Genomic DNA, 26,493 nt, shown 5'->3' on the forward strand with positions numbered 1-26,493 from the left:
ATGACGATGGAACTCAGACTCAGTGTGAAAGAGACGACAGGACAGGACGAAAGCGAGATACAGGCAGTCGCGACGGCGCTCGCTGCACACTTCGGCGAAGCCGTCGATCTGTACCCCGAAACCGGCGACGAACTCCTCGCGAGCGCGTCGCCGCCGGACAACGGAAGCGAAACCGGAGCCGGGAGCGCTGGCAGCGGCCCAGGACCAGTACAAAGCGCCGGTCGCAGTCGCGACCGAGGGAGCGAGCAGGACGACCTCGAACCGACCGAACGCGAGGAACTCCTGCGCGAAGAGGTCGCAGAGATACTCGAGGGCGGCCCGGAGAAGTACAAGGAGCGCCTTCCGGAGCAGGGAAAGCTGTTCGTACGCGATCGGCTCGACCTCTGGTTCGGCGACGGCGACGAGTCGGGCGCTGGCAAAACGAACGGCATCACGTTCGAGGACGGAACGTTCGCCAACTTCGACGCCGACGACGACCTGCCGACGGACGGCCTCATCACCGGCGCGGCCGAGTTCGAGGGCCGGGACCTGCACTTCATGGCCAACGACTTCACCGTCAAGGCGGGCTCGATGGCCGAAAAAGGCGTCGAGAAGTTCCTCCGGATGCAACAGCGCGCGCTGAAGACCGGCCGTCCGGTCCTCTACCTCATGGATTCGTCGGGCGGTCGGATCGACCAGCAGACCGGCTTCTTCGCCAACCGCGAGGGCATCGGGAAGTACTACTACAACCACTCGATGCTCTCCGGGCGCGTCCCCCAGATCTGCGTGCTCTACGGCCCCTGTATCGCCGGCGCGGCCTACACGCCCGTCTTCGCCGACTTCACCGTCATGGTCCGGGACGTGAGCGCGATGGCCATCGCCTCGCCGCGGATGGTCGAGATGGTCACCGGCGAGGACATCGATCTGCAGGACCTGGGCGGCCCCGACGTCCACGCCCGCCACTCCGGCAGCGCCGATCTGATCGCGGAGGACGAGGAACACGCGCGCGAACTCGTGGCGAAGCTGATCGGCTACCTGCCGGATAACAGCGACGAGAAGCCGCCGCAGACCGAGGGGACGGCACCGCGACTCTCGCCCGACGGCATCGACGCCGTCGTCCCGCAGGAACCGAATCGAGGCTACGACATGTTCGACGTCATCGAGCGCGTCGTCGACGCCGACTCGGTGCTCGAACTCCGGCCGGAGTACGGGAAAGAGATCATCACGGCCTTCGCCCGGATCGACGGTCGACCGATCGGCATCGTCGCCAACCAGCCCAACCACCGCGCCGGGGCGATCTTCCCCGACGCGGCCGAGAAGGCCGCCGAGTTCATCTGGACCTGCGACGCCTACGACGTGCCGCTGCTGTACCTGTGTGACACGCCGGGCTTTATGGCCGGCTCGCAGGTCGAGAAAGACGGCATCTTAGAGCAGGGCAAGAAGATGATCTACGCGACTTCCTCGGCCACCGTCCCGAAGCAATCCGTCGTCGTCCGCAAAGCCTACGGCGCGGGGATCTACGCGATGTCCGGGCCGGCCTACGACCCCGAGAGCGTGATCGGACTCCCGAGCGGCGAGATCGCCATCATGGGTCCCGAAGCCGCGATCAATGCGGTCTACGCGAACCGGCTCGCGGATATCGACGATCCGGACGAGCGCGCCGAGCGAGAGCAGGAACTGCGCGAGGAATACCGCGAGGACATCGACATCCACCGGATGGCCAGCGAGGTCGTCATCGACGAAATCGTCCCGCCGAGTTCGCTGCGCGACGAACTCGAGAACCGCTTTGCGTTCTACGAGACGGTCGAGAAGGACCTGCCGGACAAGAAACACGGGACGATCCTCTAGGCGTCCGGCCGCGGTCGATTTCGAGTGGAAACAAGAGAATCGGATGCTGTTTTAGTCGTGGCCACCAAAGCGACAGGTATGACCGACCCGCTGATCCGCACCGGAGACGAGATCGAGTACGATGCCGTGGATGCCGCGGACGGCCTGGAAAAGGGCGTTCTGATCGCCGAGGAGCACGGCGCGCCGAACTTCGCTATCCGCCGGTTTGAACTCGAGGCGGGAGCCACAGTCCCGGAACATACGAACGAGGTCGAACACGAGCAGTACGTACTGCAAGGAGCGTATACGGTCGGTATCGGCGACGAAGAGTACGAGGTCGAAGCCGGCGACTCGCTGCTGATTCCCGCAGGAACGGTCCACTGGTACCGAAACGAGAGCGACGACCGGGGTGCGTTCCTCTGTGCGGTGCCAAACGGCGACGACGAGATCGATCTGATCGAGTGAGACCGCTCGTATTCCTCGAGTGCACGCGTCGGTCCCATCCTCGGCCGTCGCGCCCGGATCGTTCTGTCCATCGTTGACATACGATTTCGCAACCGCAACTACTATAACCTTTTTAGGGCTACCTAAATTAGATGGCAGAAGCGCAGTCGATCGACGAGCACGCGGCCGTCCGGGAGCGAGAGGGATGGGTGACCGGGCGGCTCGTCCTCTTTTGTCTGGCAAGCGTGGGTATCACCGTCGTTGCCGGATTGGTACAGGTGAGTTTCGGGGAGTACTCGATGACGTTTGTCGAGGCTTGGAAGGCCGTTTTCAACCCCACGGTGATCTTCAGTCTCGACGCGTGGTCGGCGTTTCTCTTCGGCACTGAACTCCCGAACATGAGCACCGGGAGCGTCGTCGTCTGGAATCTCCGGCTGCCGCGAGTGTTCGTCGGGATCATCGCCGGCGCGACGCTTGCGGTCTCGGGAGCGATCTTTCAGGCGGTAACGCGAAACGAACTGGCGAGTCCGTTCATACTGGGGGTCAGCTCCGGTGCGGGATTCGCCGTCCTGGCGACGCTCGTCGTTTTCAGCGGGCTCTCGAATCTTCTGCCGCTGGTCGCCGCCCTCGGTGGAACGGTCGCGTTCGTGGTCGTGTACATGATCGCCTGGAAAGGGGGAACGAGCCCGGTTCGACTCGTGCTCGCCGGCGTCATCGTCAACATGATCTTCCAGTCGCTCCAGCAGGGACTGTTCTTCTTCGCGGACGACCTGGGGGTCGTCCAGACGGCGATCGCCTGGCTGACGGGCTCGCTGACAGGCACCGGCTGGGGAGAAGTTCGGATCGCAATCGTGCCGGCGATCATCGCGATCGGCATCGCACTCGCCGGCTCGCGGCAGTTGAACGTCCTGATGCTTGGCGAAACCACCGCCCGATCGCTCGGGATGCAGGTCGAACGAGTTCGGTTTTTCCTCTCGGCCGTCGCGATCCTGGCGGCCAGCGTCGCGATCGCCGTCGCGGGCATCGTCAGCTTCTTCGGCCTCGTCGTGCCCCACATCGTCCGCAACACGCTGGGCGGAGATTACCGGCGGCTGATGGTCGGCTGTCTCTTCGCCGGCCCCGCGTTGATGGTCACCGCCGATGTCGGCGCGCGGCTCGCACTGAGCGGCACTCAGATTCCCGTTGGCATCGTCACCGGCCTGATCGGCGGCCCGTACTTCCTCTACCTGATGCGCAAACAGCAATCGATGGGTGAACTCTGATGACACACCAGCATCACTCCGCGACGGAGGAGCAAGACCACGACCAAGAACAGGCACAGGAATACGAACACGAACACGAACACGAGCAGATCACCGACAGCGACGGCGTGACAGTCGAGAGCGCACTGGTCGGCGACGGTCTCGAACTCAGCTATCCCGCGAGCGAGGAAACCATCGTCGACTGCGCTCGCCTCGACATTCCCGAGGCCGCGGTGACCGCGCTCGTCGGTCCGAACGGGAGCGGAAAGAGTACGTTGCTGAAATCCCTCTCGAACCACCTCGAACCGGACGCGGGAACGGTTCAGATCCACGGAGAAGACCTCGACTCGTTCAGTCAGAAGGAACTGGCGCGCGAACTCGGCGTCCTCTCACAGGAGAACGATTCGCTGGGTTCGATCACCGTCGAAGACCTCGTCTATCACGGTCGCTACCCGCACCGCGGCTTTTTCGACTCGGTCAGCGAGGAGGATCACCGTGCGGTCGACCGCGCGATCGAACTCGCGGGAATCGACCACATCTGCGACACCGAACTCGGACAACTGAGCGGCGGCCAGAAGCAACTGGCCTGGATCGCGATGGTGCTTGCACAGGACACCGACGTGCTGTTGCTCGACGAGCCGACGACGTTCCTCGACATCCACCACCAGTTCCGCGTCCTCGAGACGATTCGCCAGTTGAACGAGCAAAAGGGCGTCACCGTCGCCGTCATCCTGCACGATATCTCGCAGGCGGCCCGCTTTGCGGACTACCTCGTCGCGATCCACGACGGCGAACTCTACGACTGGGGTCCGCCCGAGGAGGTCGTGACCGAACAGTTGCTCGCCGACGTCTTCGGCGTCGAGGCGACCGTCAAATACGAGCCCGAACTCCAGGTCTTGCCCAAGCAAGCGCTGCCGGATAATCGATTATAGTTCCTCCGAGCGGAAGAATCGGTGGTACGCCCGACTATCGACGCTCGTTCGAGACGCCGAAGCGAACCGGTAGAGGGCTACCTTCGGAACACTTTTATGATTTTAGGCTCACCTAAACCGTGATGACCGACCAACGACGGTGGACGAGACGAACCGTCCTTCGAACCAGTGGTGCAATCGCCAGCGTGGGTGCGATGGCCGGCTGTCTCGATTCCCTCGGACAGACCGACCAGGAAAACGAATACACGGTGTCGATGCCGCCAGTTGGCGACGTCGAGTTCTCCGGCGTTCCGGAAACGTGGGCCGCCAACAACGGCACCTGGGCCGGCATGGGCGTCGCGCTCGGCCAGGACCCGCCGGAAGCCGTCTACCTCACCGAGCGGTTTCACACGCAACACTACGAGGAGATTCCCGGCCTGAGCATCGACAAAGAGGACGTCGGGATGGACTCACTCTGGGGGGACGAACTGACCACGGAGGAGTTTCTGGAGCTCAGCGAGGACGTGGACGTCTTCATCATGGACCCGAACTTCATCCGCGGTCGAACCGATAACTGGACCGAGGATGACATCGAAACCATCGAAAACACGGGCACGCCCTTCTTCGGCAACAGCATCTTCTCGCGGGGCTACGAGTGGCACGACTACGACTATCTGACGCTGTACGAAGCCTTCGAGTACCTCTCGCAGGTCTTCCAGGAGGAAGAGCGCTACGAGGCCTTCGAGACCCTCCACGACGAGTTCCAGAACGAACTCGACGACATCGTCCCGCCGGAAGACGAGCGACCGTCGGTCGCCATCATGTGGCCCCAGCCGGCCGAGGAGCCAGAGACGTTCTCGCCGTACCTCATCGACGACGGGACGAGCTTCAAGCAGTGGCGGGATCTGGGTGTCGAGGACGCGTTCGCAACAACGGATGTCGAGGACTTCCACGCCGGCCGGACCGAAGTCGACTACGAACTGCTCCTCGAGATCGACCCGGACGTGCTGTTGATCCGCGCCCACGAGCAGAAAAGCGCCGACGAGTTCAGCGACACGGTCGTCTCGCACATGGAGAACCACAACGTCGCCAGTGAGCTGACGGCCGTCCAGAACGGCGACGTCTACCGCGGCGGCCCGCTCCACCAGGGGCCGATCGTCAACATGGTGCTGACCGAACGGGCAGCACAGCAGGTCTACGGCGTCGACGAGGAACTGTTCGACCGCGACCGCGTCGGCGATATCGTCGCCGGCGAACTGTCGTAACGCCGAACTCGAAAGTGGACCGGTGGCCGTCGACGATAAAAACGCAAAAACGGAGACGCTTTTCCGGCGATCGAATTTCAGACCCGATAGTGACCCGTATATGCGGCCGTGTACGGTCCCTCGTTGCCGACGAACGCGTAGTAGTCACCGGACTCCTCGACCTCGACGGTAACAGAGCCCTGTCCGTTCGACTCCTCGGCGCAGACGATCTCGCCATCGGGAGCCATGAGACCGAGACAGAGATCGGAATCGGCGGCATCCCACGAGACGTCCACTGTCAGGGACTCACCTGCAGCCAGCGAGTGCGGACCGTATGCGGTCCCCTCACCCGGATCGATCGTCCCGTCAATGTCGTACGTTGCAGTCGGACCGGCGTCGTCCGCACCGTCTCCGTCGACGGTTGTCACGTCGAACTCGTCGGCTGCGATCGTCCGGGTATCGTTCGTTGGTGGTTCGAGGACCGTCGTTTCGTCGTCGGTCGTGATGGCTATTGATTCATCAGTGGACGCGTTCGTATCAGCATCGATGACCGATATCGACGTTTCCTCGAAGTCGGTCTCGTCGACTCGCTCGATCGTGAACTCGTCATCGGATCCCGTCTCGGCATCGTCCGCACCGACGATCGAAACGTCGGCGTCGATACTATCGCTCGCAACAACACCGCCAACGCTGAGCGCGAGCGTCATCATCGTGACGAGCGCGAGCATCAGCGAGCGTCGATTTCGTTTCATGGTTGTCAATATATTTGAGATCGACCCGAACCGGTACCGCAGCAACCCGTGACCAGATCTCGTCACCTACTGCCACTCTCGTCAGTTCCGGACCGACCTCAAATAAGCCTTGGAAGAAACAACATATAAACAATAGTTGGAAAGCCGTTCCGAAACTCGTGCATAGCAACTGAAACAGCTGTTACACCCGTTACGATGTCGGACTCAGCGAAGGAACACGACCTTTCCCATCCCTCGACGCCGTCTTTCGACGAGATCTTTCCCTTCCAGGCGGTCGAGTTTCCGGCTGACAGTCGCTTTTGAGTGGTCAGTCTGCGCAACGATGAGACGCTGCTCAAGGACGCCATCAGCGTCGAGGATCTGCTCGTAGATGTCTCGTTCCGCTTGAGAAAGCTTCGGTGCGATCGTGTCCCACTCACGGTGTCGTCGTTCGAGGAGTTCGTCGGATATCGTTACTGAACCGGGTTCGTCTTCAACTTCCAATTGTTTTGAAGTCGGCTCCGCGTCGTCTTCCGCTGGAGAGCGCTCCGTTTCTGCCCGCCAGTCGAGAAAGAGGTATGTACTGCATGCACCGAGGACGAACGACGTAACGAGGACGACACCGACATCACGATACGCAAAAAAGCCGGGAAGGCGTGTCGTCTCCGAACTCGATCCGCTAACGGAAACGACGACTGGTGACGGATGTAATAACTGCAGACACAGTAAGAACGCTGCGACAACGAGGGTCGCCGCAACCAATCGGGAACCGAGGCGGAGACGTGTCTTCATTGCTCGTGACTGATGGTTGAGTCGATTATGATTATAAGATTGAGGATTTCACGGTTGTCGCGTTTTGATAGGCAAATATCGTGGATAGAAGCGACATACTGCATCCATAGCGGGAATGAAACTATCTGAAACAGCCACGAAACACGAGTGAAACGCGTGTGAAATAAAATTGTTAAATAGTATTTCGCACAGAGATACAGATCACGCTTCGAAAGCGGACCGGCAGATAATGGACAGAAATACGATTCAGTCGATCCTTCGAGGCCGTTCAGCTCGGATACTGAGTTTGATCTGTGTCGGGATGGTTTTCGCTCTCGTCCTCTCAAGCGCAGGTATCGATGGAACGGCCGGTAGAACCCCTGCAGCAGAAGTACACGTGACAGACGAAGCCGTCTCTCTGGAGTCGGAACCGTTCACCGATCCAGTCGATATATACACGATGTCGGACGAGAAAGACGAACGGCTCCGAATTGCCCGCAACGACGGTGGCATCGAGATTACGGTCGAGTCGCCACCGGTCAACCAGTCCGCGTTCGAAGACAAACCAGCGATCTCGAACGAAACGCACGTACAAGAAATCGTTCGAACCAACGAGACCGTTCAGTCACTCATTGCCAACAGTAGCGAATATGATGTCTCGACGCGGGTGGCACTCGATCTGTCGTACAGAGAAGGGGAAAAACCCCGATCCGCAGAAAGCGACCAGACAGCGTTCGAAGTCACCGCGTCCAGCGAAAACGAAATCCGAATCCGGCAAACGACACCGCCAAATCTCGATACGACAACTGCAACAGTGGTTCTCCAAGAGGAAGGACAGCAAACGACGTATTCGGTTGCGGTCGATGCGGTCAACGAGACAGTGACCGATATTACTGCGACTACTTCGGAGAACGATGGCGCTCGTGGGACAGGGTCAGGATAGCCGGACGTGAACGAATCAGAACGACCGAATCTGATACAGACACCGACGTGCATTCACTTTCTGACGCGCGACGACAACTGCCGGAGTCCGAATCGCTCAAGTACGCCACGCGTGTATCACGTCTCGTGTCGAAGCAGGTCCAGCAGGTCGAAACGATCTTCTGCCACGAAACCGGCGGCGACTATCTCCTCGTCGTCCAACGGGACGGCAAGCGGCTGTTCCGCGCGAAGCTCGGCCTCTCCGAAACGTCGGCCGGCCCTCGCCCCGCCAAGTTCCGTCTCAAAGACGGATCGAGCGAAGAGCCGCGCCAACCCGACGAGTTCATCGAACTCGCACGCCGCGCAAAGCGCATTCGGATCTCCGAGCAGACCTCCCGGGAGGGCCGCCAGGAACTGACCGAGATGCTGTCGGGCTACCAGCTCGAGGACAAAGTCAAGACCGTTCGGACCTGTCGCTACTGCGCCTCCGCCGGACGCTACTCGCCGATTACGACCGAGACGGCGGTCAAAGACGACGCGGACTGGATCTGTCAGGACTGTGCCCGCCGCGAACTCGAGCGCCAACTGTCCTACTCGGGCGGCGGCGAAGTGACGGGGGCGGCGAAGGACCGACTCGAGGACCTCATGCTCGAAGTGCAGGACCTAGATCGGATCGTCAACCTGCTTCAGGGGCGACTCGATCCGGATCTGACGAAGTTCGATACCATCTCGGCGACGACCGACGAGGTCGATCCCGTCCGCGTGGATTCGCTGAACCTGCACCCGGGACTACAGGGGTTGCTCGAGGACCGGTTCGAGACGTTGCTGCCGGTGCAGAGCCTCGCCGTCGAAAACGGTCTCTTCGACGGCGAGGATCAGATGGTCGTCTCGGCGACGGCAACCGGGAAGACGCTCGTCGGCGAGATGACCGGGATCAACCGCGTTCTCAACGGCAAGGGGAAGATGCTCTTTCTCGTCCCCCTCGTCGCGCTCGCCAACCAGAAACACGAGGACTTCGAAGCGGAGTACGGCGACCTCGTCGACGTCTCCATTCGCGTCGGTGCGAGTCGGATCGCCGACAGCGGCAACCAGTTCGACCCCAGCGCCGACGTCATCGTCGGCACCTACGAAGGGATCGACCACGCCCTGCGAACGGGCAAGGACATGGGCGACATCGGTACCGTCGTCATCGACGAGGTCCACACCTTAAAAGAGGAGGAGCGCGGCCACCGACTGGACGGGCTGATCTCGCGACTCAAGCACACGTGTGAGCAGCGAGCCCAGCGCCGGGACGACTACCACGGTGCCCAGTGGGTCTACCTCTCTGCAACCGTCGGCAACCCCGAACACCTCGCCGGCGCGCTGGAATCGACGCTCATCGAGTTCGAAGAGCGTCCCGTCCCCATCGAACGCCACGTCACCTTCGCCGACGGCCAGGAGAAAGTCCGCGTCGCAAACAAACTCGTCAAACGCGAGTTCGACACCGAATCCTCCAAGGGATACCGGGGCCAGACGATCATCTTCACGAACTCGCGCCGGCGGTGTCACGAAATCTCCCGAAAGCTCGAGTACTCCTCGGCACCCTATCACGCCGGGCTGGATTACAAGCGCCGGAAAACGGTCGAACGACAGTTCGGCGACCAGGAACTGTCCGCCGTCGTCACGACCGCCGCGCTGGCAGCAGGGGTCGACTTCCCGGCCTCGCAGGTCATCTTCGACTCGCTGGCAATGGGCATCGAGTGGCTCTCGGTCCAGGAGTTCCACCAGATGCTCGGCCGCGCCGGCCGCCCGGACTACCACGACAAGGGGACCGTCTACGTCCTCGTCGAACCCGACTGTGCCTACCACAACTCGATGGAGATGTCCGAAGACGAAGTCGCCTTCACCCTCCTGAAAGGCGAGATGGAGTCGGTGATGACCCACTACGACGAACGCGCCGCAATCGAGGAGACGCTCGCAAACATCACCGTCGGCGGCAAAGACGCGAAGGCGCTCAACGACCGCATGCTCGGCGACGTGCCGACGAAACACGCCATCGGCAAACTCCTCCAGTACGAGTTCATCGACGGCTTCGAGCCCACGCCGCTCGGACGCGTCGTCACGGAGCACTTCCTGGCACCGGACGAAGCGTTCACCCTGCTCGACGGCATCCGCAAGGACGCCACACCGGCTGAACTCGTGGCGGATATCGAACTTCGCGATGCGGAGTTGTGACGGGGTGAGTTGCGTGGCTGGTCGAGTAGCGTGTCGTTGTGTCGTTTTCAGGTGAAGAGAGTACGGCGGTTTAGGGTTGAGCGTCGAGTGGACAGTGGAGAGCGGAAAGCGAAGAGCAGAGGGTGGATAGCAGAGCGGTGCGAAGAGAACGGTGGCGGGCAGCCATCAGGGGACGAATGCGACGTCGAACACCGACAGGAGCATGACGAGCAGGGCACCCGGGAAGCCGCCGATCGCGACGATGGCGAGGACGATCGGCGTAACGGCAACTGGAAGACCAAACAGTTGTGCGAGGAATAACGCGATGAGTCCAACGACGGCGTTGACGATGAAGGGGCGGACGGTCTGGATAATCGTCGACGCGCCGATGATAACGGCGAGGACGAGGACCAAGAGGAGGATTTCGAGTCCTGTAACCATAGGCGACACTAGCGTGGCAAGGAACAAAACCATTCGGAACGGAACGAAACCCTTTATGGGCTCCACTCAAAAGGGTTGATACGGGATCGTGGGTTAGCCTGGTATACTTCGGGCCTTGGGTGCCCGTGACCCCGGTTCAAATCCGGGCGATCCCATACGGTATATAAGCAAGGCGGATGGTTTTGCCGCTTTGCGCTCACCGTTCTCACACCGACCAGCCACCGCGTTCTGGGGGTGGTCGGGATGTCGGTAGAGTTCCGCTCACACTCTACCAGCAGCTGCTGTCGCCACTGGGGAACCCACGTTACTGACCGGTTCCGGCGCGTCTTCGGCGACGACCAGGACCGGGCACACCGTTGCGGTGATTGCGATTCGTATGCGCGACTGACCCGCGGGTCTGCAGCTGGCGTCGACGTTCCGGTCCCCGATCCGGAAACGTCGCCCGGCCGTCACGGAGGTACGGCCGATGCGTAAGCCGGCGTTCGTTCCTGCGAGTCGGCTGTACGACATCGAGAATCAGACGCCCATAGCCCATCCAGCCCACCAAGCGACCGACGAGGAAGTTCGGCAGTCGATTGAGAACCAGGAGGCCCGAACGGACAGCGGGGTCGATGTAGACGGTACTGTGGTACCCTCAATGAAGGGCGATCGGGAAAACAGGGACGAAGTCCCTGCCGAAATGACGAAATCTGCGCTTGCAGATGCTGGTGGAATTCGGTCTCGTAGTGGGTTGCAGGGTGCCTACGAGGCCAGTTTGGAATGGGGAATAAACGCCCATAAACAGACTGGCTGTTTACAACTCTTGCCAAAGAGTGAAAACGGAACTACACAACTAACTCACAATCTGAGAACTCTACGCGAAACGGAGGGGGTTCGCGATGAGCCGCCTCGTCGAATCGGACGAGTGCGAACGGTGCGGTGACCGAATCACCGGGCTTCGCCGACTCTGTACGGACTGTACGCGTGACGTGCGCAACGCTCGGGAGGGACCGCTATGAGTTCTCGAGCGTCGGCCCTGGAGAGTTCGAAGGCCAGTGGTGACGCGCTCGAGCGCGGCGATCGTGACCTCGCCGCTGAACTCGAGTATGACGAGAACGGGAATCCGAAGAAGCTCCGTATCGACGCGGTTCTGTCGCTGCTGAAACGCGATAGCTTCGAGAACGCCCGCCAGGTCACACAGGAGGCGATAGACGCTTGGCGGCACTCAGGGAACGACGTAGTACAGTTCAGCAAGGTGTCGATGATCTGGCGGACACCTGGCGGCGGGAAAGACAGCCACCGCGTGGGTTCGATCGCCGACTGGTAGCGCAGCCCTCGTGAGTGGCTACACTCTCACGATACTTCTTTTCAGCAAGTCAGGTTGTATTCTATTAGTGACTGTCCAGTTCTGGTTGTAGTCCTCGGCTCGAGGCCGGGGGCGGTAGCCCGATCGCGCCGCACTGCATGCGGGTCGGTTTCGCGCTGCGCGCGAAACGCCCCTTGACGGGTGTCCCCAAGGGGACAGTGCCAAAAAATTACACCGCCCCACCTCCCGCTTCGCGTGAAATCTCCAGTTGAAGCACACGAAATGGGGGTGTCCGTTTCTCATAACACAGAACCTATGTTCTATTTTGGATTAAAGTGGTCTATGGATAGTACGTTTCGGGAAGCATTAGAGAACGCTGGTAAGAATCTTGTTGGTGGGGTAATGGGAGGAGTGGCTGCTTCAGGATATATAGAACATGGGGCCTTGTATCTGCACAGCTTCGGGTTGGCCGCCTTTGTAGTTGTTGTCGGGTTTTTCTATACGATATCTGTAATACCTGACTGGATTGATTCAATACTTGACGGAAGATACGCAGACAATAAGGATTTCGGACCAACAAAACGCCTTGGCCGGCCGAATTCTTCGTCCCCATCACTCCGCTATAAGCGTCAAACTCGGAACCACGACGAGCATGATATATGAATGATTCTCTCTCACACGTTTTCAGACAATAGGGACTTACGGTACGTGACGCGATTCGTCAACTCAAGTAACTGGACTTCACTGATTCCGCAAGAGGGAGGAATTCTCCACAAGATATTAGCCAATCTAACGTATCGTCTTCACTATCTTGACCATATGAAATCTATTCGTCCAAGTGGGATTGATCAAGATACCCTGCTCCCTATCATGAAAAAGGTCCCCCAATGGATTTGTTGGGCAAATCATCGAGATCCATCTATTAGTGATAAAATTCCGTTAGATACTAGGAAATACATAAAATATAGAAGCGAATTCAAAGGGGGGAGACTATACTAATCCAGATATCTGGTTGGAATATTCAGAAGCTTCAGATATGTCCGCACACTCCGGTATTGATGGAATAGGATTTTCTATGCTTAATAAGAAAATATGTTTCATTGATATAGATGATTGCGTACATGATAACCTGACAATCGATTCAGAGGTTTTCAAATTAATGAACTCAATTGGTTCTTATGCAGAATTTTCCCCAAGCAGAGATGGTATTCATATTTATTGTGCTGGTGAATTGGATAGCTATGGTTCCGCACCGGATGATTCACGGATCGAAATAAGTGCATTTGATCGAAGTTGGGCAACAGTCACATTCGATCACATCAAAACTACGCCAACGACTGTCAAATCTAGTCCGAACAATTTGAAAAGGTTGTGTAAAGAATACAATTTAGCCCCGTGAGATCCTACATATAGCCGGATATCTTTTCCCGAATGTTGAATATAAAATGCCAGAAATTTGTAGTTCGTGGAGTTAATTCGTTCAGATTCTTCCTATTTTGATCCAAGTGCTTCAGCTTATCTTTTTTCTCATTAATGCATACCGATTCATCAAGTACTTCTACTTTGGTGAAGTTCTCAAATTCCTGGTGTAGTGAATGATATCGGTCAGCAGTGTTGTAGTGTTTTACTGACTTCTTTCCTAAACTTAGCGCGGCCTGTAACCATGAGATGATTGCAATTGAGATCGCAATTGTCACTAGAAACTCTTGTGACGCGGCCTCCCAAGTTAGTAAGACGACAAGTGCTGCAGTCCCTAAAGCAACTAATGAATTGGAAATAAATACTCTTTTTCGTAATATTCTGCCATCGTATAATGTGTTTTGTAGGTGTAATAAAGCCTCTCTGCTAAATCTTCTGCGCGGTTTTTCAAGCGGTTTTGTTCTTTTTTTGTATGATCTGAGTCCGTCTGAGAGATTTGTTGGTTCATTAGTTCTACAACTCACATCAAGGTCCTTAAAATAGTTGACCGACTTGTCCAGTGTCGTAAAGTCGTCTTCCTCCCCTCGGGGTTGCACGTCGGCAAAATCGGTTTCCCGAATATGCACACGAGTTCAAGCAGGCCGTGTGCATATTCCGTGCCGATCGACGCCACGAGACGGATTCGTCTCTGGTGGGCCGACAGGTTCGCCCGGTTTTGGGCCGATATGGGCCGTTCAGTGAGTCGAAAAAACTAGGATTTCGGGGGTCGTGTGTACGAGCATGCGAATCCGAACGGACGGTGACTACGCGTATCGACGAGACGCTATCGAACGTGCAGCCGACTTCTACGACTGTAACAAGACGAAAGCCGTTGTGAGTGCCTGCGATGACACGCCGCATTTCGCCCAGGCGGCTCGCCAGGTGCTCGCCCGTGATGATCTGACGCTCGAGCAGCGCCGGGAGATCGCCGAGACGTTATCGACGAGAGCAGTGTATTTCGAGGTCAACACCGAGATCGTCGTCAACACCGAATAGACTACGTCGAGGGTGTCATATGACGGTTCGCATATCCATCCTATGACTACCCAACAAACGGCAAATACAGGGGACTCAGTTACCAATAGCTGGATGGAAGCGAATGATCGATTGGGGGATAATTATAGCGACGAAGACAGTGATTCCGAGAACCCGCCAAGAGGAGAATGATGTGAAATAATTCAATAGCAAGACCGTTAGTAGAGATATTGGTCCAAATACCGTGATTACTTTTCCACGTGTAGGTTCCATACATTCGAATCATCAACATATCCTCATAAAACTTATTGACCGGTTGACTCATGTTCAGTTCGCAGATGTAGGGAGTGGTCTGTTCAGTCCAGAAGGGACGAAAGGAAACGTGTGCGAATCGTTCTATGACTCCCCCAGTGATCACCTATCGATGTTTGGAACTCAAACACACGTTGTGTTTGAATCACCAGCAACCTTTTGCAACCAGCGGTGGAATCATGGAGTATGAGCCTCACTACCGACGACTTCGCTGAGTTCATGGCCGGTGATCCGGAGGATGACGAAGAGGTTCCGCTGGGGGACGCCCTCAACGAGTTGGCCGTCGATGTTGAAGTGGACGCTGTCGAAGAGGTACGGGACGTTCGCGAGCGGTTATGAAGCTCTTTCTCGATCAAACGTCATTGTTGTGCTGTCACAAAGGATACCGAGCGGTCCGATACCGCCGTTCGTGCACTCAACGAGTTCGATGAGACCTATACATCTGTATTGAACCTCATGGAACTCCGAACCGTGCTCACGAAAAAGAAGAAGATCGAACGGGAGCGTGTCGATCAAATCGAGCAGCGAATTAGTTCGCGAGTGACGGTTACGTTCCCCGATGCGTCGGATATGGTTGCGGCAAATCAATTGCAAGAGGAAACCCTTCTGTACCCGATAGACGCGATTGTTCTTGCCGCAGCGAACGCCATCGATGCGACACCCGTCTCGTTCGATGGCGAACTGCGAGAGCACGGGGCAAAACAACCACAAGAAATCGTCTAAAGAGCCGGAGATACCGGTTAGAAAATAGAGTCGATAGAGATTTTGGCCTGCTGGGTCCCACGGTGATCACCGCCGCCGTGCCAGCGAAGTAGGGGGAGGTCGCTCGAACGGACCATCTTATCCCGAAGGATCGTCAGTCCCGATCGCCCATGTGGTCGGTAGACGACAAAACAATACCAGCCATCGTACCGCCGTAGCTTCTCGTGGTACTCGCGGTAGACCTTCCAGTTTCCGGGCTGGCCATTCGAATGCTCGTGCATCGTCGATTTGATCTCGACCGGCGTGCCGTTGCCGAATCTGGCGTCGTGCCAGCTGGCGCGCTCGAGTTCAAAGCGACGATTTTCAGCCACCCGTTTCTCGACGATCGTCCCGAAGTGGTTTGCTCGCTTCGAGCGGTTCACGCGGACCATGCGCGTCACGCGCCACTATATATACAGAGAACGACGCCAGGACGAAGATCAGTACGAGCACGCTGTCTGTCACGTCAATACCGTCTTCCCGACGAATCGTGTCAGTAACGTACTTCTGTGGTAGGCTGAGTGTCATACTTCCCCGCGTGGAACCCCCTGCACGAAAACCTCAGCAAAACCGTAGTACAGCCTTGGCGATACCTTGATATCGCCGATAGTCACCAACCTTTATACGAAGGCGGGTTGCCCGCCGGATATGGCGCTGAACAAACTCCGAAAACTCGATCAGAACTCGCTCGGTGTAACACTTCCAAAGGACGATTTCCGTGTCGAAGGCACTGTCTAGATGAGAGTTTGAGGAATGAGCAGGTGGTGGCGAGAAGTGTCCAATGCAACTCGCCAACCTGCTCAGAGAGACCTTAGACGTGGATTGTGATGAGGTTTGGGAGAACGAGCGCACCCCGACACCCGTCAGGGTGTTCGGGATGCGTCTGCATTCGATGGGATTGTCGGTTCGAGAGGTTGTCTCAGTGCTCGAATTACTCGGCATTGACCGCTCTCACGGCGCAATCTGGAACTGGACGCACAAGCTTTCGGAGGCCCAGAGCGACCCGCCGACGGCGCAGCCGTCGCGAGTCGCGGTCGACGAGAAATAGATCGAGGTTGACGGCGAGAAAAAGTGGCTGTACGCCGCGATCGACACAAAATCAAAGCTGCTGCTCGAAATCGACATCTACAGCCGTCCCCAGAACGCCTTGCGTTCTGGTGTGCGAACGAGACGCTGTGCGTCTCGTCAACGCCGCGGGACTGACCCCGCGGCGGCGTTTCTGCACCGTCTCACCGAGAAACACGATATCGACGAGACAGAGTTTCTCGTCGATGCTGGCGGTTATCTGACTGCCCTCGCACGCCACGAATTGAGCGGTCAGATCAATTACAGTGACCGAAACCACGTCGAAAAGTGGTTTCAGACGGTCTCAATGCGGATCGACCGCTTTCACTCCTTCTGGCGCGGCAGTTCGGCCAGTGCAAGACGCTGGCTTAGACGCTTCAGACACCACTACAACCACGATCGACCGAATCAAGCACTCAATGGCCGAACGCCAGCCGAGGAGGTGCTAAACTAGACAGTGCCGTGTCGAAGGACTGTTCGACGAGAACGGCGATCTACAAGACGAACATCACATCCACATTCGCCACATCGACGATGGAGAATGGCGGCTTGAACTAGTTGGAGAACTTAAGCCAAGATCTGAGTGAGTTAAGAATACATGTTGCTCAAATAAAACAATACTAATATAGAGGAGATTGTTATTTAATCAACTATCTTAGAATTCGACAGTGGAATCTGTAACTGTTGTATCAGATTTAGTATGTACAACTTGGACGTTCAGCGTGTCCTCTCCAGCAAGATCCCCACCACTCTCGTCTGACTCAATAGAGAGCGTGGCTCCTGCATCAAACAGGTCAAGATTTGAGACATCTATCTCAGTGTCGCCATTTGATGTGAACGAATCGGATGATTCATCGTAATCCAATGTCGCCAGTGATGCGCCATCCTCATCTCGAACTACAAGGCGAAGGTTTTCGAATTCAATTGAATCACCTGAGGAGTGACTCACATACACTGCCGGATGCGTATTACTAGTACCCGGGTTTGATGGATCCCAATCGGAGTTAGTGCTCACATCAGTGTTTGTTGTCGGTGCTGTGTTACCAATTCCATCGCCCATACCCATTACGGCAGCTGCAATCACAGCTGCGAGAATGACGGTGACTGCGACCATCAGTATAACTCCTATGACCGGCGATACAGCGCGTTCGTCCTCGCTTCCGAGGAATTTCTTGTTGAGTTCGTCAAACATTGTTTGTTCCGCACCCACGACAACCGAAGGCCGAGATACAGGGCCATAGTATGGCGACCCGTGTTGATGGGGACTCTATAGCCGACCCACCTACACACCCTCTTCGTGTCGCGTTGGTGCTGATAGCAACCAGTGGAGTACCGGTATATATAACTAATCGATAGTGTACTCTTTCGGGTCACATCAGGTACTCCATGGGTTTCAGATCTGATAATCAAGGCCATGTAGAGAGCTTACAGCACCCCCTTGAACCCACGCCGTCTTGCATTCTCACATCTGATAGTGTCGGCGGCAAGGATTTTGTCGATTTACTCAAACGACCATCCATGGAGTGGGCCCAGCCGGTGATCGACGAGCGCGACCTTGCGCGCACCTACGATGGGGGTGCGTATGCCGATCCGTGGACCGCCGTTCTCGACTACCAGGTGGTTATGCGCTATGCGAGTCACCACCCAGACAACGGTTCCTACGCGATCTCGACGGCACTCGATATCCCACGGTCGCGAGTTCGCCCGTGGACCGAGAACAAGAGCAAGCCGGACCCGGTTCGAGGAATCGAAACCGCTCGGGACTACGGGTGGCTCGCTGCGACGTACCACGATACCGAGTTCACGATACTGAACACGCTCGTCGCGACTATCTTCTCGGGTGGGTCGATCGATGCTGAACGGTACCAGCCGTAGTTTGCGCTCAATCACCGGCACCGGCGCTCCCACGTGATCGACATGCTCGAGGAAACTGGACTGGGATTCGAGTTCTACCACGAAGATGACGCGGGCCGCGCAACAGAGGTTCGGCCAACGGAGGATGCGACCGTACTCGGCCGAACGCTCGCCGTATTGGGCGCGCCGCTCGGTTCGAAGACCGAAATTGAGGATCTAACGCTTCCGTGGTATCTCGAGGAAGCCCCATACGAGACACGCGAAATGTTCGTCCTCGCCTATCTTGCAAACCGAGCGATCCACCATCGAGACGAGGATACGGTCCATATTCAGGAAGAACGCCCGCAGTCCTATCTCGACGAGCTGGCTGCGCTTATCGAAGACGTTTCGAAAGAAGCGGTGACCGTAGGTGAGCAACAGGTGACGATCTCGGCCGCCGCTGCGCGCTCACTTGGGCTACAGCCGCGGTATCGAACGCCGGCAACGGCATCGGAATAGCGGGTCAGTGGAGCGATGACGAGAACAGCCCGAGTACGATCAGACTCCAGCCGACGAGCCCGATCCCGTAGAAGAGAAGTCGCACCCGAACTGAGAGGTTCGGGGATGACCCCGGCCAGATATCCATATCGTCCCCCATCAGGTGTAACCCTGAATCGTCATTGTATCCCGACCCTCCGGCGGGGGCCTGTGCAGCAGCGCCACCGCCGAGTGCGACGAGCAGAACCCCGAGAGCAGCCAGTCCGATGATGTACGGCCCGGAATAGGTGAGAGCGTACACGAGCCCAACGGTCAGAAGTCCCAATACGCCGGTATCCATCACCAGTGGTTTCAATAACCGAGTTAGATCCATAGTCACAAATGTCAACAATTGTTGAAAAGGTTATCAACTTTTCTGTGCCCTGCGATGAATTTGCGGGACCACTAGATTATTAATTTACTGTGAAATAAGATGATAAATACCCGGAGTAGTGTGGAAAGTTCGACTACGAATTGATCAGATTTCGCCTGTAGCCTGTCTGCAGAAGAGAGTTCATGTGAATCCATTGTTCTTAACTATCAGACGGAGAGGCTAGATTTCATGGGTATTCTACTTCAAATTGCTGTGGTCGTATCAGTAGTACTCGGGTTGGCCTATATTGCTGTGCCACAAACGATGCATCGTTTTGACTTACGATACCTCCGTGGCAACTCGTCTAAACTATCTAAAAAAGAAGTCTGGCTCTATCGTTTGGTTGGAATGGCACTTATCGTGTTAATGTTGTCACGGCTGTCCTTCTAGATCCTCGGCGTCGAGTTCACCTGCGAGATACGCGCGCCCGCGATCAGTGATCCGGTACAGTCCCTCATCGACGCGATCGACGAGTTCGGCGTCGCGCAATTTTCCGAGTCGCGTGCTCAGGTAGTGCCGCGAGTAGTCGGTGTTGACCGCAAGAACTCGCGGCGAGAGGATCAGGCCGCTGTCTGAGAGGTTTCGAGAATGCGGTCATCAGCCTGCGTCATCCACGAAAGAGTCACACCCACGCGAGCAAGTGCCCTTCGGCGAGGTCGCCGCACCACGTTCGAACCGGTTCGATCGCTTGGCATCAGGATCGCGGTGTTCCGCGAGAGGTGACGGCGGAACGGGTGAACGCTTCGCAGGACGTTATCGATCGGTACTACGACAAGGCGACCAAGCGCGAGCGGATGGAGCTTCGGCGGCGTCCGCACCTCGAAAAGCTCGAAATCGAACGAGAGACATGACGACGAAATTCAGCAGTTCGATCCGGTACAGTCCGGCGAAAATCAGCCTAGTTCCTATCCGGGCGATCCCATATTGCTGTCGCGAACAAATTGGTGAGCGGCAGGAGTGGCCAGTGATCCGCTGTGACCTGACGAGAGGCGGTATCGACCGATCGGAACCGAGCGGGCCGGTGAACGGGAACGCTGTGAGCGAATCAGTTACTCCTGGTCGATCCGTTTCAAGGTGGCCCAGACACCGAACACGAGGACGACGAAAACGGCGAACGCAACGAAGAATAAGACCGCTTCGACCCAGCCCGCGAGGTTGACTTCGATAGCTTCCACGAGGGCCAGTTCCCACCCGACGAAGAGGACAAGCAGTCCGGTAGCTGCGATCAGGAGAACCAGGAGTCGGTCGCTAACGGCAGCCATATCGGATGTTTGGGTCTGAGAACGATAAACAACGGACTTGAACTGGCCAACCAGATGCAGAGACTGGGTCGGTCCGGCGCTGTACGGCGGCCGAAATGGCCGCTTCCTGAGCCCAACGGCGGAGTTGGGTACCAGAGTAACCACTGCGGGTCACTGCACACCCGATCGCACGATGGCTGTGCGACTGGTGTGAGAATCGTTGCGGTTGGTACTCTAGTCGACGGTTCACGGAACTGTCTTCGGGGCTGGTTGCGTGTTTGCGGTCACCGCGGGATCACTGTGGACGATCGGTTACTGCTGGTAACGAAAACGAGAACGTCGATCCGTCGCCGGGTGTAGAATCAACCCAAATTTCGCCGCCGTGGCGTTCGACAATCCGCTTACAGAGGGCGAGCCCGATTCCCGTCCCTGACGTTTCTTCATGGGTGTGGAGCCGCTGGAACACGTCGAAGATACGATCTTGATCCGCGGGATCGATTCCGATGCCGGTATCTCGAACCGAGATGATCCACTCGTCAGTATCGCGTTTCGCGGAAATACTGATCCGGGGCGGCTCGTCGCCACTATACTCGATAGCGTTCGAAAGCAGGTTCTGGAAGAGTTGTCGTAACTGTCTCTTATCGCCTACAGTGCGCGGTAGTTCCTCGGTTTCGATAGTGGTGCCAGTCTCGGCGAGCTGGAGTTCGAGATCCTTTCGAACGGTCGCAAGAACCTCGTCGAGAGCAACGGGTTCGAGCGATTCGCCCCGCATATCGACGCGCGAGTATTCGAGTAGCCCCTCGATCATCGCTCGCATTCGCTCCGAACCGTCGATCGCGTAGCCGAGGAACTCGTCGGCGTCCTCGTCGAGTTCACCCCCGTAGCGACGCTCGATAAGTTGCAGATAGCTCGATACCATTCGGAGCGGCTCTTGAAGGTCGTGGGAGGCCGCGTACGCGAACTGTTCGAGTCGCTCGTTCGATGCTTCGAGTTGCGCCTGGGTTCGTTCGAGAAGACGGTTTTGTCGTTCGAGTCGGTAGGCGTGTGTTTTCGCCTGTGCAGCGTAGGCCCCGACGCCGTATCCGGCGACAGAACTGAATCCAGTGAGGATGAGAACGGATCGGACCGGGTTAGAGATCGCTGGACCAGGCTGGAGGTTGTAGAGCGCGAGAATGGCGAGCATCACCCCGATGCCGACGAGACACCAGCCCCCGATAGTGGCGTAGAATCGCGGGTGAATGTCAGTCCGGGGCAATCGATACCCGCCGCCGAGAAGGACGATGCCGGGTCCGGCAATGAAACTGGAGACGACGAGGATGCTCGAGAGGGACAGTTCCTGGGCAACCGGCAAAGAGACCCAGATTACAGCAAGTGCGAGGTACAGGACGCCGAGCGTGAGGATAACGGTTCTCCCACCAGTACTAGTTCCCAGGCGATCCCACGAGAGCATGACAATACGTGTGGATCAAGGCTGATTATAGACCTTGTGTGTTAATAGGGAGTTACCCCCGTACCAGTCCTGCAAGCCGAACGACTACCCTCACCCGCAGTACACGCTACAGGCATGACGGCTCGTCGAACCGGCGTTCAGACTGCGCTGAAACGATGGTTCATAAACGGTGTCGCCGTGACGATTCCACTCGTGATTACGCTCGTTATCTTGCTCGTCGTCGTCGATTTCGTCCTCAGCGTTCTCTCGCCCGTCGTCGACGGAATCATTTATACGCTCCCAAACGACCCACCGACCGCAGTCGTTTAACCGGTGACGCTTACGTCGCTGGTCGCCTTCTTCCTCCTGGTCGGTATTATCGCGGACTACACTCCCGGCCGATACATCTCGAAACGAGTTCACGCCACGATGGAAACCGTTCCCGGCATCAGCACCGTCTACGAGAGCGTCCGCCGGGCTAGTCGGCTGTTGCTCGACGACGAGACGGACCAGTTCAAGGACGTGAAACTCGTCACGTTCCCTCACAGAGACGCCTACACGCTCGCCTTTCTCACCGCAACGACGCCATCCGCGATCGAAGACCAACTCGACAGCGGCGCGATGGTGACGGTCATGGTTCCGCTCGGACCGAATCCGACGACGAACGGCTTCGTCATGCACATGCCTGCAAAACACGTCTACGACGTGGACGTCACCGTCGAGGAGGCCATTCGATCCATCGCGACGCTGGGCGTCGCCTCTGACGAAATCGGAACCGAGACGGAGACCGAACCGTCCATTCCCTCCGAATCACCGGCTTAGACAGGGAGACGGATAGGCGGCAGAGAACCATCGACACCCGCCATCATCCGATCTTCGCATCGCACGTCAGCCACAGTGAGACTCACCGCTACCAGTTTCGATCTGCTTTGCAACCATTTATACCCGAAGGCAGCCCTACCACAGTGTAATGGCGCAAGCGGGAAATTCTGAACTCGTCGATGCATTCGAGCAGTTCTTCCGCAACTACTACGACAACGAGATCAAACAGCTTGCGCAGCAGTATCCCAACGAGCAGCGGTCGCTTCACGTCGACTGGCAGGATCTCTACCGATTCGATCCCGATCTGGCCGACGACGTCTTAGCCCAGCCGGAACAACTCCAGCGCTACGCCGAAGAAGCGCTTCGACTCTACGACCTCCCGATCGACGTCAGCCTCGGCCAGGCCCACGTCCGCATCAAAAACCTGCCCGAGACGGAGACCCCCGAAATCCGCGAGATTCGCGCCCGCGACATGAACTCGCTCGTGGAGGTCCACGGCATCGTCCGCAAGGCGACGGACGTCCGCCCGAAGATCGAAGAAGCAGCCTTCGAGTGCCAGCTCTGTGGCACCCTCAGCCGCGTCCCACAATCGAGCGGCGACTTTCAGGAACCCCACGAGTGCCAGGGCTGCGAGCGACAGGGACCGTTCAAGGTTAACTTCGACCAGTCCGAGTTCGTCGACTCCCAGAAGCTTCGGATTCAGGAGAGTCCCGAAGGGCTCCGCGGTGGTGAGACGCCCCAATCACTCGACGTGCACGTCGAGGACGATATCACCGGCGAGGTAACGCCCGGCGACCACGTCTCCGCAACCGGGGTATTGCGACTCGAACAACAGAGCAACCAGGGCGAGAAGACGCCCGTGTTCGACTTCTACATGGAGGGGATGTCCGTCGACATCGACGAAGAGCAATTCGAGGACATGGACATCACCGACGAGGACAAGAAGGAAATCTACGAGATTTCGAACCAGGAGGAGGTCTACGAGAAGATGGTCGCCTCCATCGCGCCCTCCATCTACGGCTACGAGCAGGAGAAACTCGCGATGACGCTCCAGTTGTTCTCCGGCGTCACGAAGCACTTACCCGACGGATCGCGGATCCGCGGGGACCTGCACATGCTTCTTATCGGCGATCCGGGGACCGGTAAGTGTGTTCGCGGGGACACGAAGGTAACGCTCGCAGACGGACGAGACGTGCCGATCCGCGAACTCGTCGAATCGAATCTCGACAATCCGAAGCCAATCGACGACGGCTGGTGGGACGAGGTTGACTTCGACGTCCCGTCTTTGCAGGACGATGGCACAGTCGCATCACAACGTGCGACGAAGGTCTGGAAGCGCGAAGCACCCGAGCAGATGTATCGAATTCGGACCTCGAGTGGGCGTGAACTCGAAGTAACGCCGTCACATCCGCTGTTCGTACAGCAAGATGGGAGATTCGAGCCAACCGTTGCAGACGATCTCACAGAAGGGCAGTTTGTGGCTGCACCCCGATGTATCGAGACAGAAGGAAACGATGTGCTTGACGTTACGTTCCGACGGTCACAGTCTCGAAATGCGGTTCAACTCGAGTTACCAGAAAAATGGACGCCGTCACTGGCTCGACTAATCGGATACATCATTGCAGAAGGGTATGTCGAACAACGAGACAACAATACGGGATTCGTTTCAGTTACAAATAACGACCAAGAAGTACTGGACGATGCAACGAACGCGTTAGAAAGCCTCGGTCTCAACGTGACGGAGCGGGACCCGCACGAGGCTAAAGAGGCGCGTGAAGTGCTCTGTTCAGCGGGAGAGTTCGTAAGCTTCCTCAAGACCCTCGAACCGTGTATTCTTGAGTCGTCCGCTAAGCAACGTGTTCCGGATGCTATTTTCGCAGCCACCGACCGGACGAAATCGGAGTTCCTGAAATCGTTTATCGAAGGCGAAGGCCATGTTTCTGAATCCCAGCGAGAGATAACTGTCGCTTCAACAAGTCGTAATCTTCTCGAAGATATTCGAACGTTGTTGCTTGCCGTCGGTATCCGCTCACAGATTCACGAGCGACACAACGACAGCTATCGACTCAGAATAAGTGGCGATGCATTTGCAAAGTACGTGACTGAGATTGGATTCGTGACGCAGCGAAAACGACAAGCTGCTGAGCAGTACGCCGATACAAAAGGGAATACCAATCTTGCCATCGTTCCCGATATCGGTTCTGAACTTCGACGGATTCGAGAATCTCTCTCGCTCACACAGGCAGAATGCGGTCTTCCGCGATCAACGTATCAAAACTACGAACGAGAGTCAAAAAACCCGAGTCGGACCGGTCTTCGAACGGTTCTTACTGCTTTCAAAGGTGCTTTGCCGGCGAAAGGAACTCGAAGTGAAGATGTTGCCGTCCCTGATGGAGGTTCTGTACGAGCAAGCATCAATGATCTAGAAAAGTACGTCGATGGGGACGTTTGTTGGGACCGAATCGAGTCTATCGACAGTATCGAACCTACCTACGAGTGGGTGTACGATCTCGAAATCGACGGGACCCACAACTACGTCTCGAACGGCATCATCTCGCACAACTCACAGATGATCGGCTACATCCAGAATATCGCGCCCCGCTCCGTCTACACCTCCGGGAAAGGCTCATCCTCCGCCGGCCTCACGGCCGCAGCCGTCAGAGACGACTTCGGCGACGGCCAGCAGTGGACCCTCGAAGCCGGCGCACTCGTCCTCGCCGATCAGGGCATTGCAGCCGTTGACGAACTCGATAAGATGCGCTCGGAAGACAGGAGTGCCATGCACGAGGCCTTAGAGCAGCAGAAGATCTCCGTCTCGAAGGCCGGCATCAACGCCACCCTCAAATCCCGCTGCTCGCTCCTCGGCGCGGCCAACCCAAAGTACGGCCGCTTCGACCAGTACGAACCCATCAGCGAACAGATCGACCTCGAACCGGCGCTCATCTCGCGGTTCGACCTCATCTTCACCGTCACGGACACCCCCGACGAGGAGAAAGACCGCAACCTCGCAGAGCACATCCTCACCACCAACTACGCCGGCGAACTGACCACCCAGCGCGAACAGATGACCAACCTCGACGTCAGCCAGGGTGAACTCGAGGAGATGACCGAGCAGGTCGATCCGGAAATCGACGCTGAACTCCTCCGGAAGTACATCGCGTACGCCAAGCAGAACTGTCACCCGCGGATGACCGAGGAAGCTCGCGAGGCGATCCGAGACTTCTACGTCAACCTTCGTTCGAAGGGGACCGACGAAGACGCGGCCGTCCCCGTCACGGCGCGAAAACTCGAGGCACTGGTCCGCCTCTCGGAGGCGAGTGCACGAGTTCGGCTGTCGGATACCGTCGAGCAGTCGGATGCGGAGCGGGTGATCGAGATCGTTCGCTCGTGTTTGCAGGACGTGGGGGTGGACCCGGAGACGGGCGAGTTCGATGCGGACATCGTCGAGGCGGGGACATCGAAGTCCCAACGCGATCGGATCAAGAATCTCAAGCAACTCATCAGCGATATCGAGGAGGAATACGACGAGGGTGCGCCGGTCGATATCGTCATGGAGCGGGCCGAAGAGATCGGACTGGATCAATCGAAGGCGGAGCACGAGATCGAGAAGCTAAAGCAGAAAGGAGAGGTGTACGAGCCGAGTATGGACACGTTGCGAACGACGTAATAGTCCCACGAGCCGGAATGCGGCGGCAGCGCTCGAGACGGTCGAAAGAACA

General features: G+C 57.4%; 22 protein-coding genes, 1 tRNA gene and 7 pseudogenes. 20 read left to right on the forward strand and 10 right to left on the reverse strand.

Features of this window, described 5'->3' with window-relative positions; translation table 11 throughout:
* The 5 genes from C480_RS07605 to C480_RS07625 all read left to right on the forward strand — a co-directional run bounded on the left by C480_RS07605 (nt 1) and on the right by C480_RS07625 (nt 5,667).
* Nucleotides 1–1,827 carry an acyl-CoA carboxylase subunit beta gene (locus C480_RS07605; protein WP_006665032.1) on the forward strand — a complete coding sequence of 609 codons (1,827 nt, stop codon included), beginning with the start codon at nt 1–3 and terminating at the stop codon, nt 1,825–1,827.
* Between the two features lie 78 nt (nt 1,828–1,905).
* Nucleotides 1,906–2,271, forward strand: coding sequence for a cupin domain-containing protein (locus C480_RS07610; protein WP_006665033.1), 366 nt, complete (start codon nt 1,906–1,908; stop codon nt 2,269–2,271).
* Between the two features lie 131 nt (nt 2,272–2,402).
* Nucleotides 2,403–3,512 (forward strand): FecCD family ABC transporter permease, encoded by a 1,110-nt coding sequence (locus tag C480_RS07615; protein ID WP_006665034.1) that lies wholly within the window; start codon nt 2,403–2,405, stop codon nt 3,510–3,512.
* Entirely contained in the window at nt 3,512–4,423 is a 912-nt protein-coding gene (locus C480_RS07620; RefSeq protein ID WP_006665035.1) for an ABC transporter ATP-binding protein, read from the forward strand. The genes C480_RS07615 and C480_RS07620 overlap by 1 nt, the downstream gene beginning before the upstream one ends.
* Before the next feature lie 122 nt (nt 4,424–4,545).
* Complete coding sequence (locus tag C480_RS07625) at nt 4,546–5,667, forward strand: ABC transporter substrate-binding protein (protein ID WP_006665036.1); 1,122 nt, start codon at nt 4,546–4,548, stop codon at nt 5,665–5,667.
* 77 nt (nt 5,668–5,744) lie between these two features.
* Here C480_RS07625 and C480_RS07630 read toward each other — a convergent pair whose 3' ends face one another.
* Both C480_RS07630 and C480_RS07635 read right to left on the reverse strand, forming a co-directional pair.
* Nucleotides 5,745–6,398 (reverse strand): hypothetical protein, encoded by a 654-nt coding sequence (locus tag C480_RS07630; protein WP_049903394.1) that lies wholly within the window; start codon nt 6,396–6,398, stop codon nt 5,745–5,747.
* A 204-nt stretch (nt 6,399–6,602) separates the two neighbouring features.
* A complete protein-coding gene (locus C480_RS07635; protein ID WP_006665038.1) occupies nt 6,603–7,169 on the reverse strand; it encodes a helix-turn-helix transcriptional regulator in 567 nt (188 codons plus the stop codon).
* A 376-nt stretch (nt 7,170–7,545) separates the two neighbouring features.
* Between C480_RS07635 and C480_RS07640 the strand changes: the two genes are divergently transcribed.
* Nucleotides 7,546–8,091, forward strand: coding sequence for a hypothetical protein (locus tag C480_RS07640; RefSeq protein WP_241433801.1), 546 nt, complete (start codon nt 7,546–7,548; stop codon nt 8,089–8,091).
* A gap of 125 nt (nt 8,092–8,216) precedes the next feature.
* Entirely contained in the window at nt 8,217–10,283 is a 2,067-nt protein-coding gene (locus C480_RS07645; protein WP_006665040.1) for a DEAD/DEAH box helicase, read from the forward strand.
* A 165-nt stretch (nt 10,284–10,448) separates the two neighbouring features.
* On the opposite strand, the gene C480_RS07650 is transcribed toward C480_RS07645, so the two are convergent.
* Nucleotides 10,449–10,703, reverse strand: a complete 255-nt coding sequence (locus C480_RS07650) for a pro-sigmaK processing inhibitor BofA family protein (protein ID WP_006665041.1) — start codon at nt 10,701–10,703, stop codon at nt 10,449–10,451.
* Between the two features lie 82 nt (nt 10,704–10,785).
* Between C480_RS07650 and C480_RS07655 the strand changes: the two genes are divergently transcribed.
* From C480_RS07655 to C480_RS22970, 5 genes and pseudogenes are all read left to right on the forward strand, one after another.
* Nucleotides 10,786–10,858: transfer RNA gene (locus C480_RS07655), tRNA-Pro, on the forward strand.
* A gap of 88 nt (nt 10,859–10,946) precedes the next feature.
* Nucleotides 10,947–11,177: a DUF7563 family protein gene (locus C480_RS24200; protein ID WP_086009646.1), complete on the forward strand. Its 231-nt coding sequence runs from the start codon at nt 10,947–10,949 to the stop codon at nt 11,175–11,177.
* Between the two features lie 598 nt (nt 11,178–11,775).
* Nucleotides 11,776–12,009: pseudogene (locus tag C480_RS07660) on the forward strand (DNA-binding protein); the annotation flags it as partial.
* A 321-nt stretch (nt 12,010–12,330) separates the two neighbouring features.
* Entirely contained in the window at nt 12,331–12,651 is a 321-nt protein-coding gene (locus C480_RS22965; RefSeq protein WP_152424020.1) for a hypothetical protein, read from the forward strand.
* Between the two features lie 373 nt (nt 12,652–13,024).
* Nucleotides 13,025–13,387, forward strand: coding sequence for a hypothetical protein (locus tag C480_RS22970; RefSeq protein WP_152424021.1), 363 nt, complete (start codon nt 13,025–13,027; stop codon nt 13,385–13,387).
* A 4-nt stretch (nt 13,388–13,391) separates the two neighbouring features.
* Here C480_RS22970 and C480_RS22975 read toward each other — a convergent pair whose 3' ends face one another.
* On the reverse strand, nt 13,392–14,003 hold the full coding sequence (locus C480_RS22975) for a hypothetical protein (protein ID WP_152424022.1): 612 nt from the start codon (nt 14,001–14,003) through the stop codon (nt 13,392–13,394).
* Between the two features lie 184 nt (nt 14,004–14,187).
* Here C480_RS22975 and C480_RS07665 point away from each other — a divergent pair, with 184 nt between their 5' ends.
* The 3 genes and pseudogenes from C480_RS07665 (at nt 14,188) to C480_RS07670 (ending at nt 15,456) form a co-directional block, all read left to right on the forward strand.
* Nucleotides 14,188–14,442, forward strand: coding sequence for a DUF7692 domain-containing protein (locus C480_RS07665; protein ID WP_006665044.1), 255 nt, complete (start codon nt 14,188–14,190; stop codon nt 14,440–14,442).
* A 477-nt stretch (nt 14,443–14,919) separates the two neighbouring features.
* Nucleotides 14,920–15,072, forward strand: coding sequence for a hypothetical protein (locus tag C480_RS23770; RefSeq protein ID WP_006665045.1), 153 nt, complete (start codon nt 14,920–14,922; stop codon nt 15,070–15,072).
* Nucleotides 15,069–15,456: pseudogene (locus C480_RS07670) on the forward strand (type II toxin-antitoxin system VapC family toxin). Before C480_RS23770 ends, C480_RS07670 begins: the two are co-directional and overlap by 4 nt.
* 17 nt (nt 15,457–15,473) lie before the next feature.
* On the opposite strand, the gene C480_RS07675 reads toward C480_RS07670, so the two are convergent.
* A complete protein-coding gene (locus tag C480_RS07675; protein ID WP_006665047.1) occupies nt 15,474–15,866 on the reverse strand; it encodes a hypothetical protein in 393 nt (130 codons plus the stop codon).
* Between the two features lie 389 nt (nt 15,867–16,255).
* On the opposite strand from C480_RS07675, the pseudogene C480_RS22120 reads away from it, so the two are divergent.
* Nucleotides 16,256–16,993: pseudogene (locus tag C480_RS22120) on the forward strand (IS6 family transposase).
* A gap of 201 nt (nt 16,994–17,194) precedes the next feature.
* Here the strand turns inward: C480_RS22120 and C480_RS22125 are convergent.
* Nucleotides 17,195–17,731, reverse strand: coding sequence for a type IV pilin (locus C480_RS22125; RefSeq protein ID WP_006665049.1), 537 nt, complete (start codon nt 17,729–17,731; stop codon nt 17,195–17,197).
* 326 nt (nt 17,732–18,057) lie between these two features.
* On the opposite strand from C480_RS22125, the pseudogene C480_RS07685 reads away from it, so the two are divergent.
* A pseudogene (locus C480_RS07685) lies at nt 18,058–18,891 on the forward strand (hypothetical protein).
* Between the two features lie 4 nt (nt 18,892–18,895).
* Here the strand turns inward: C480_RS07685 and C480_RS07690 are convergent.
* Entirely contained in the window at nt 18,896–19,210 is a 315-nt protein-coding gene (locus tag C480_RS07690; RefSeq protein WP_006665050.1) for a hypothetical protein, read from the reverse strand.
* A gap of 444 nt (nt 19,211–19,654) precedes the next feature.
* A pseudogene (locus C480_RS07695) lies at nt 19,655–19,893 on the reverse strand (MarR family transcriptional regulator).
* 9 nt (nt 19,894–19,902) lie between these two features.
* On the opposite strand from C480_RS07695, the pseudogene C480_RS24750 reads away from it, so the two are divergent.
* Nucleotides 19,903–20,133: pseudogene (locus tag C480_RS24750) on the forward strand (tyrosine-type recombinase/integrase); the annotation flags it as partial.
* A gap of 198 nt (nt 20,134–20,331) precedes the next feature.
* Here the strand turns inward: C480_RS24750 and C480_RS07700 are convergent.
* Nucleotides 20,332–20,544, reverse strand: coding sequence for a hypothetical protein (locus tag C480_RS07700; protein ID WP_006665053.1), 213 nt, complete (start codon nt 20,542–20,544; stop codon nt 20,332–20,334).
* A gap of 274 nt (nt 20,545–20,818) precedes the next feature.
* The gene (locus C480_RS07705; protein ID WP_006665054.1) at nt 20,819–21,973 is read right to left on the reverse strand and encodes a sensor histidine kinase; all 1,155 of its coding nucleotides are present in this window, start codon (nt 21,971–21,973) and stop codon (nt 20,819–20,821) included.
* A 114-nt stretch (nt 21,974–22,087) separates the two neighbouring features.
* Here C480_RS07705 and C480_RS07710 point away from each other — a divergent pair.
* Nucleotides 22,088–22,774, forward strand: a pseudogene (locus C480_RS07710) (DUF502 domain-containing protein).
* A 148-nt stretch (nt 22,775–22,922) separates the two neighbouring features.
* A complete protein-coding gene (locus C480_RS07715; protein WP_006665055.1) occupies nt 22,923–26,441 on the forward strand; it encodes an LAGLIDADG family homing endonuclease in 3,519 nt (1,172 codons plus the stop codon).
* Nucleotides 26,442–26,493 lie beyond the last annotated feature (52 nt).

This window comes from Natrialba aegyptia DSM 13077, from assembly GCF_000337535.1.
Classification (GTDB): Archaea; Halobacteriota; Halobacteria; order Halobacteriales; family Natrialbaceae; genus Natrialba; species Natrialba aegyptia.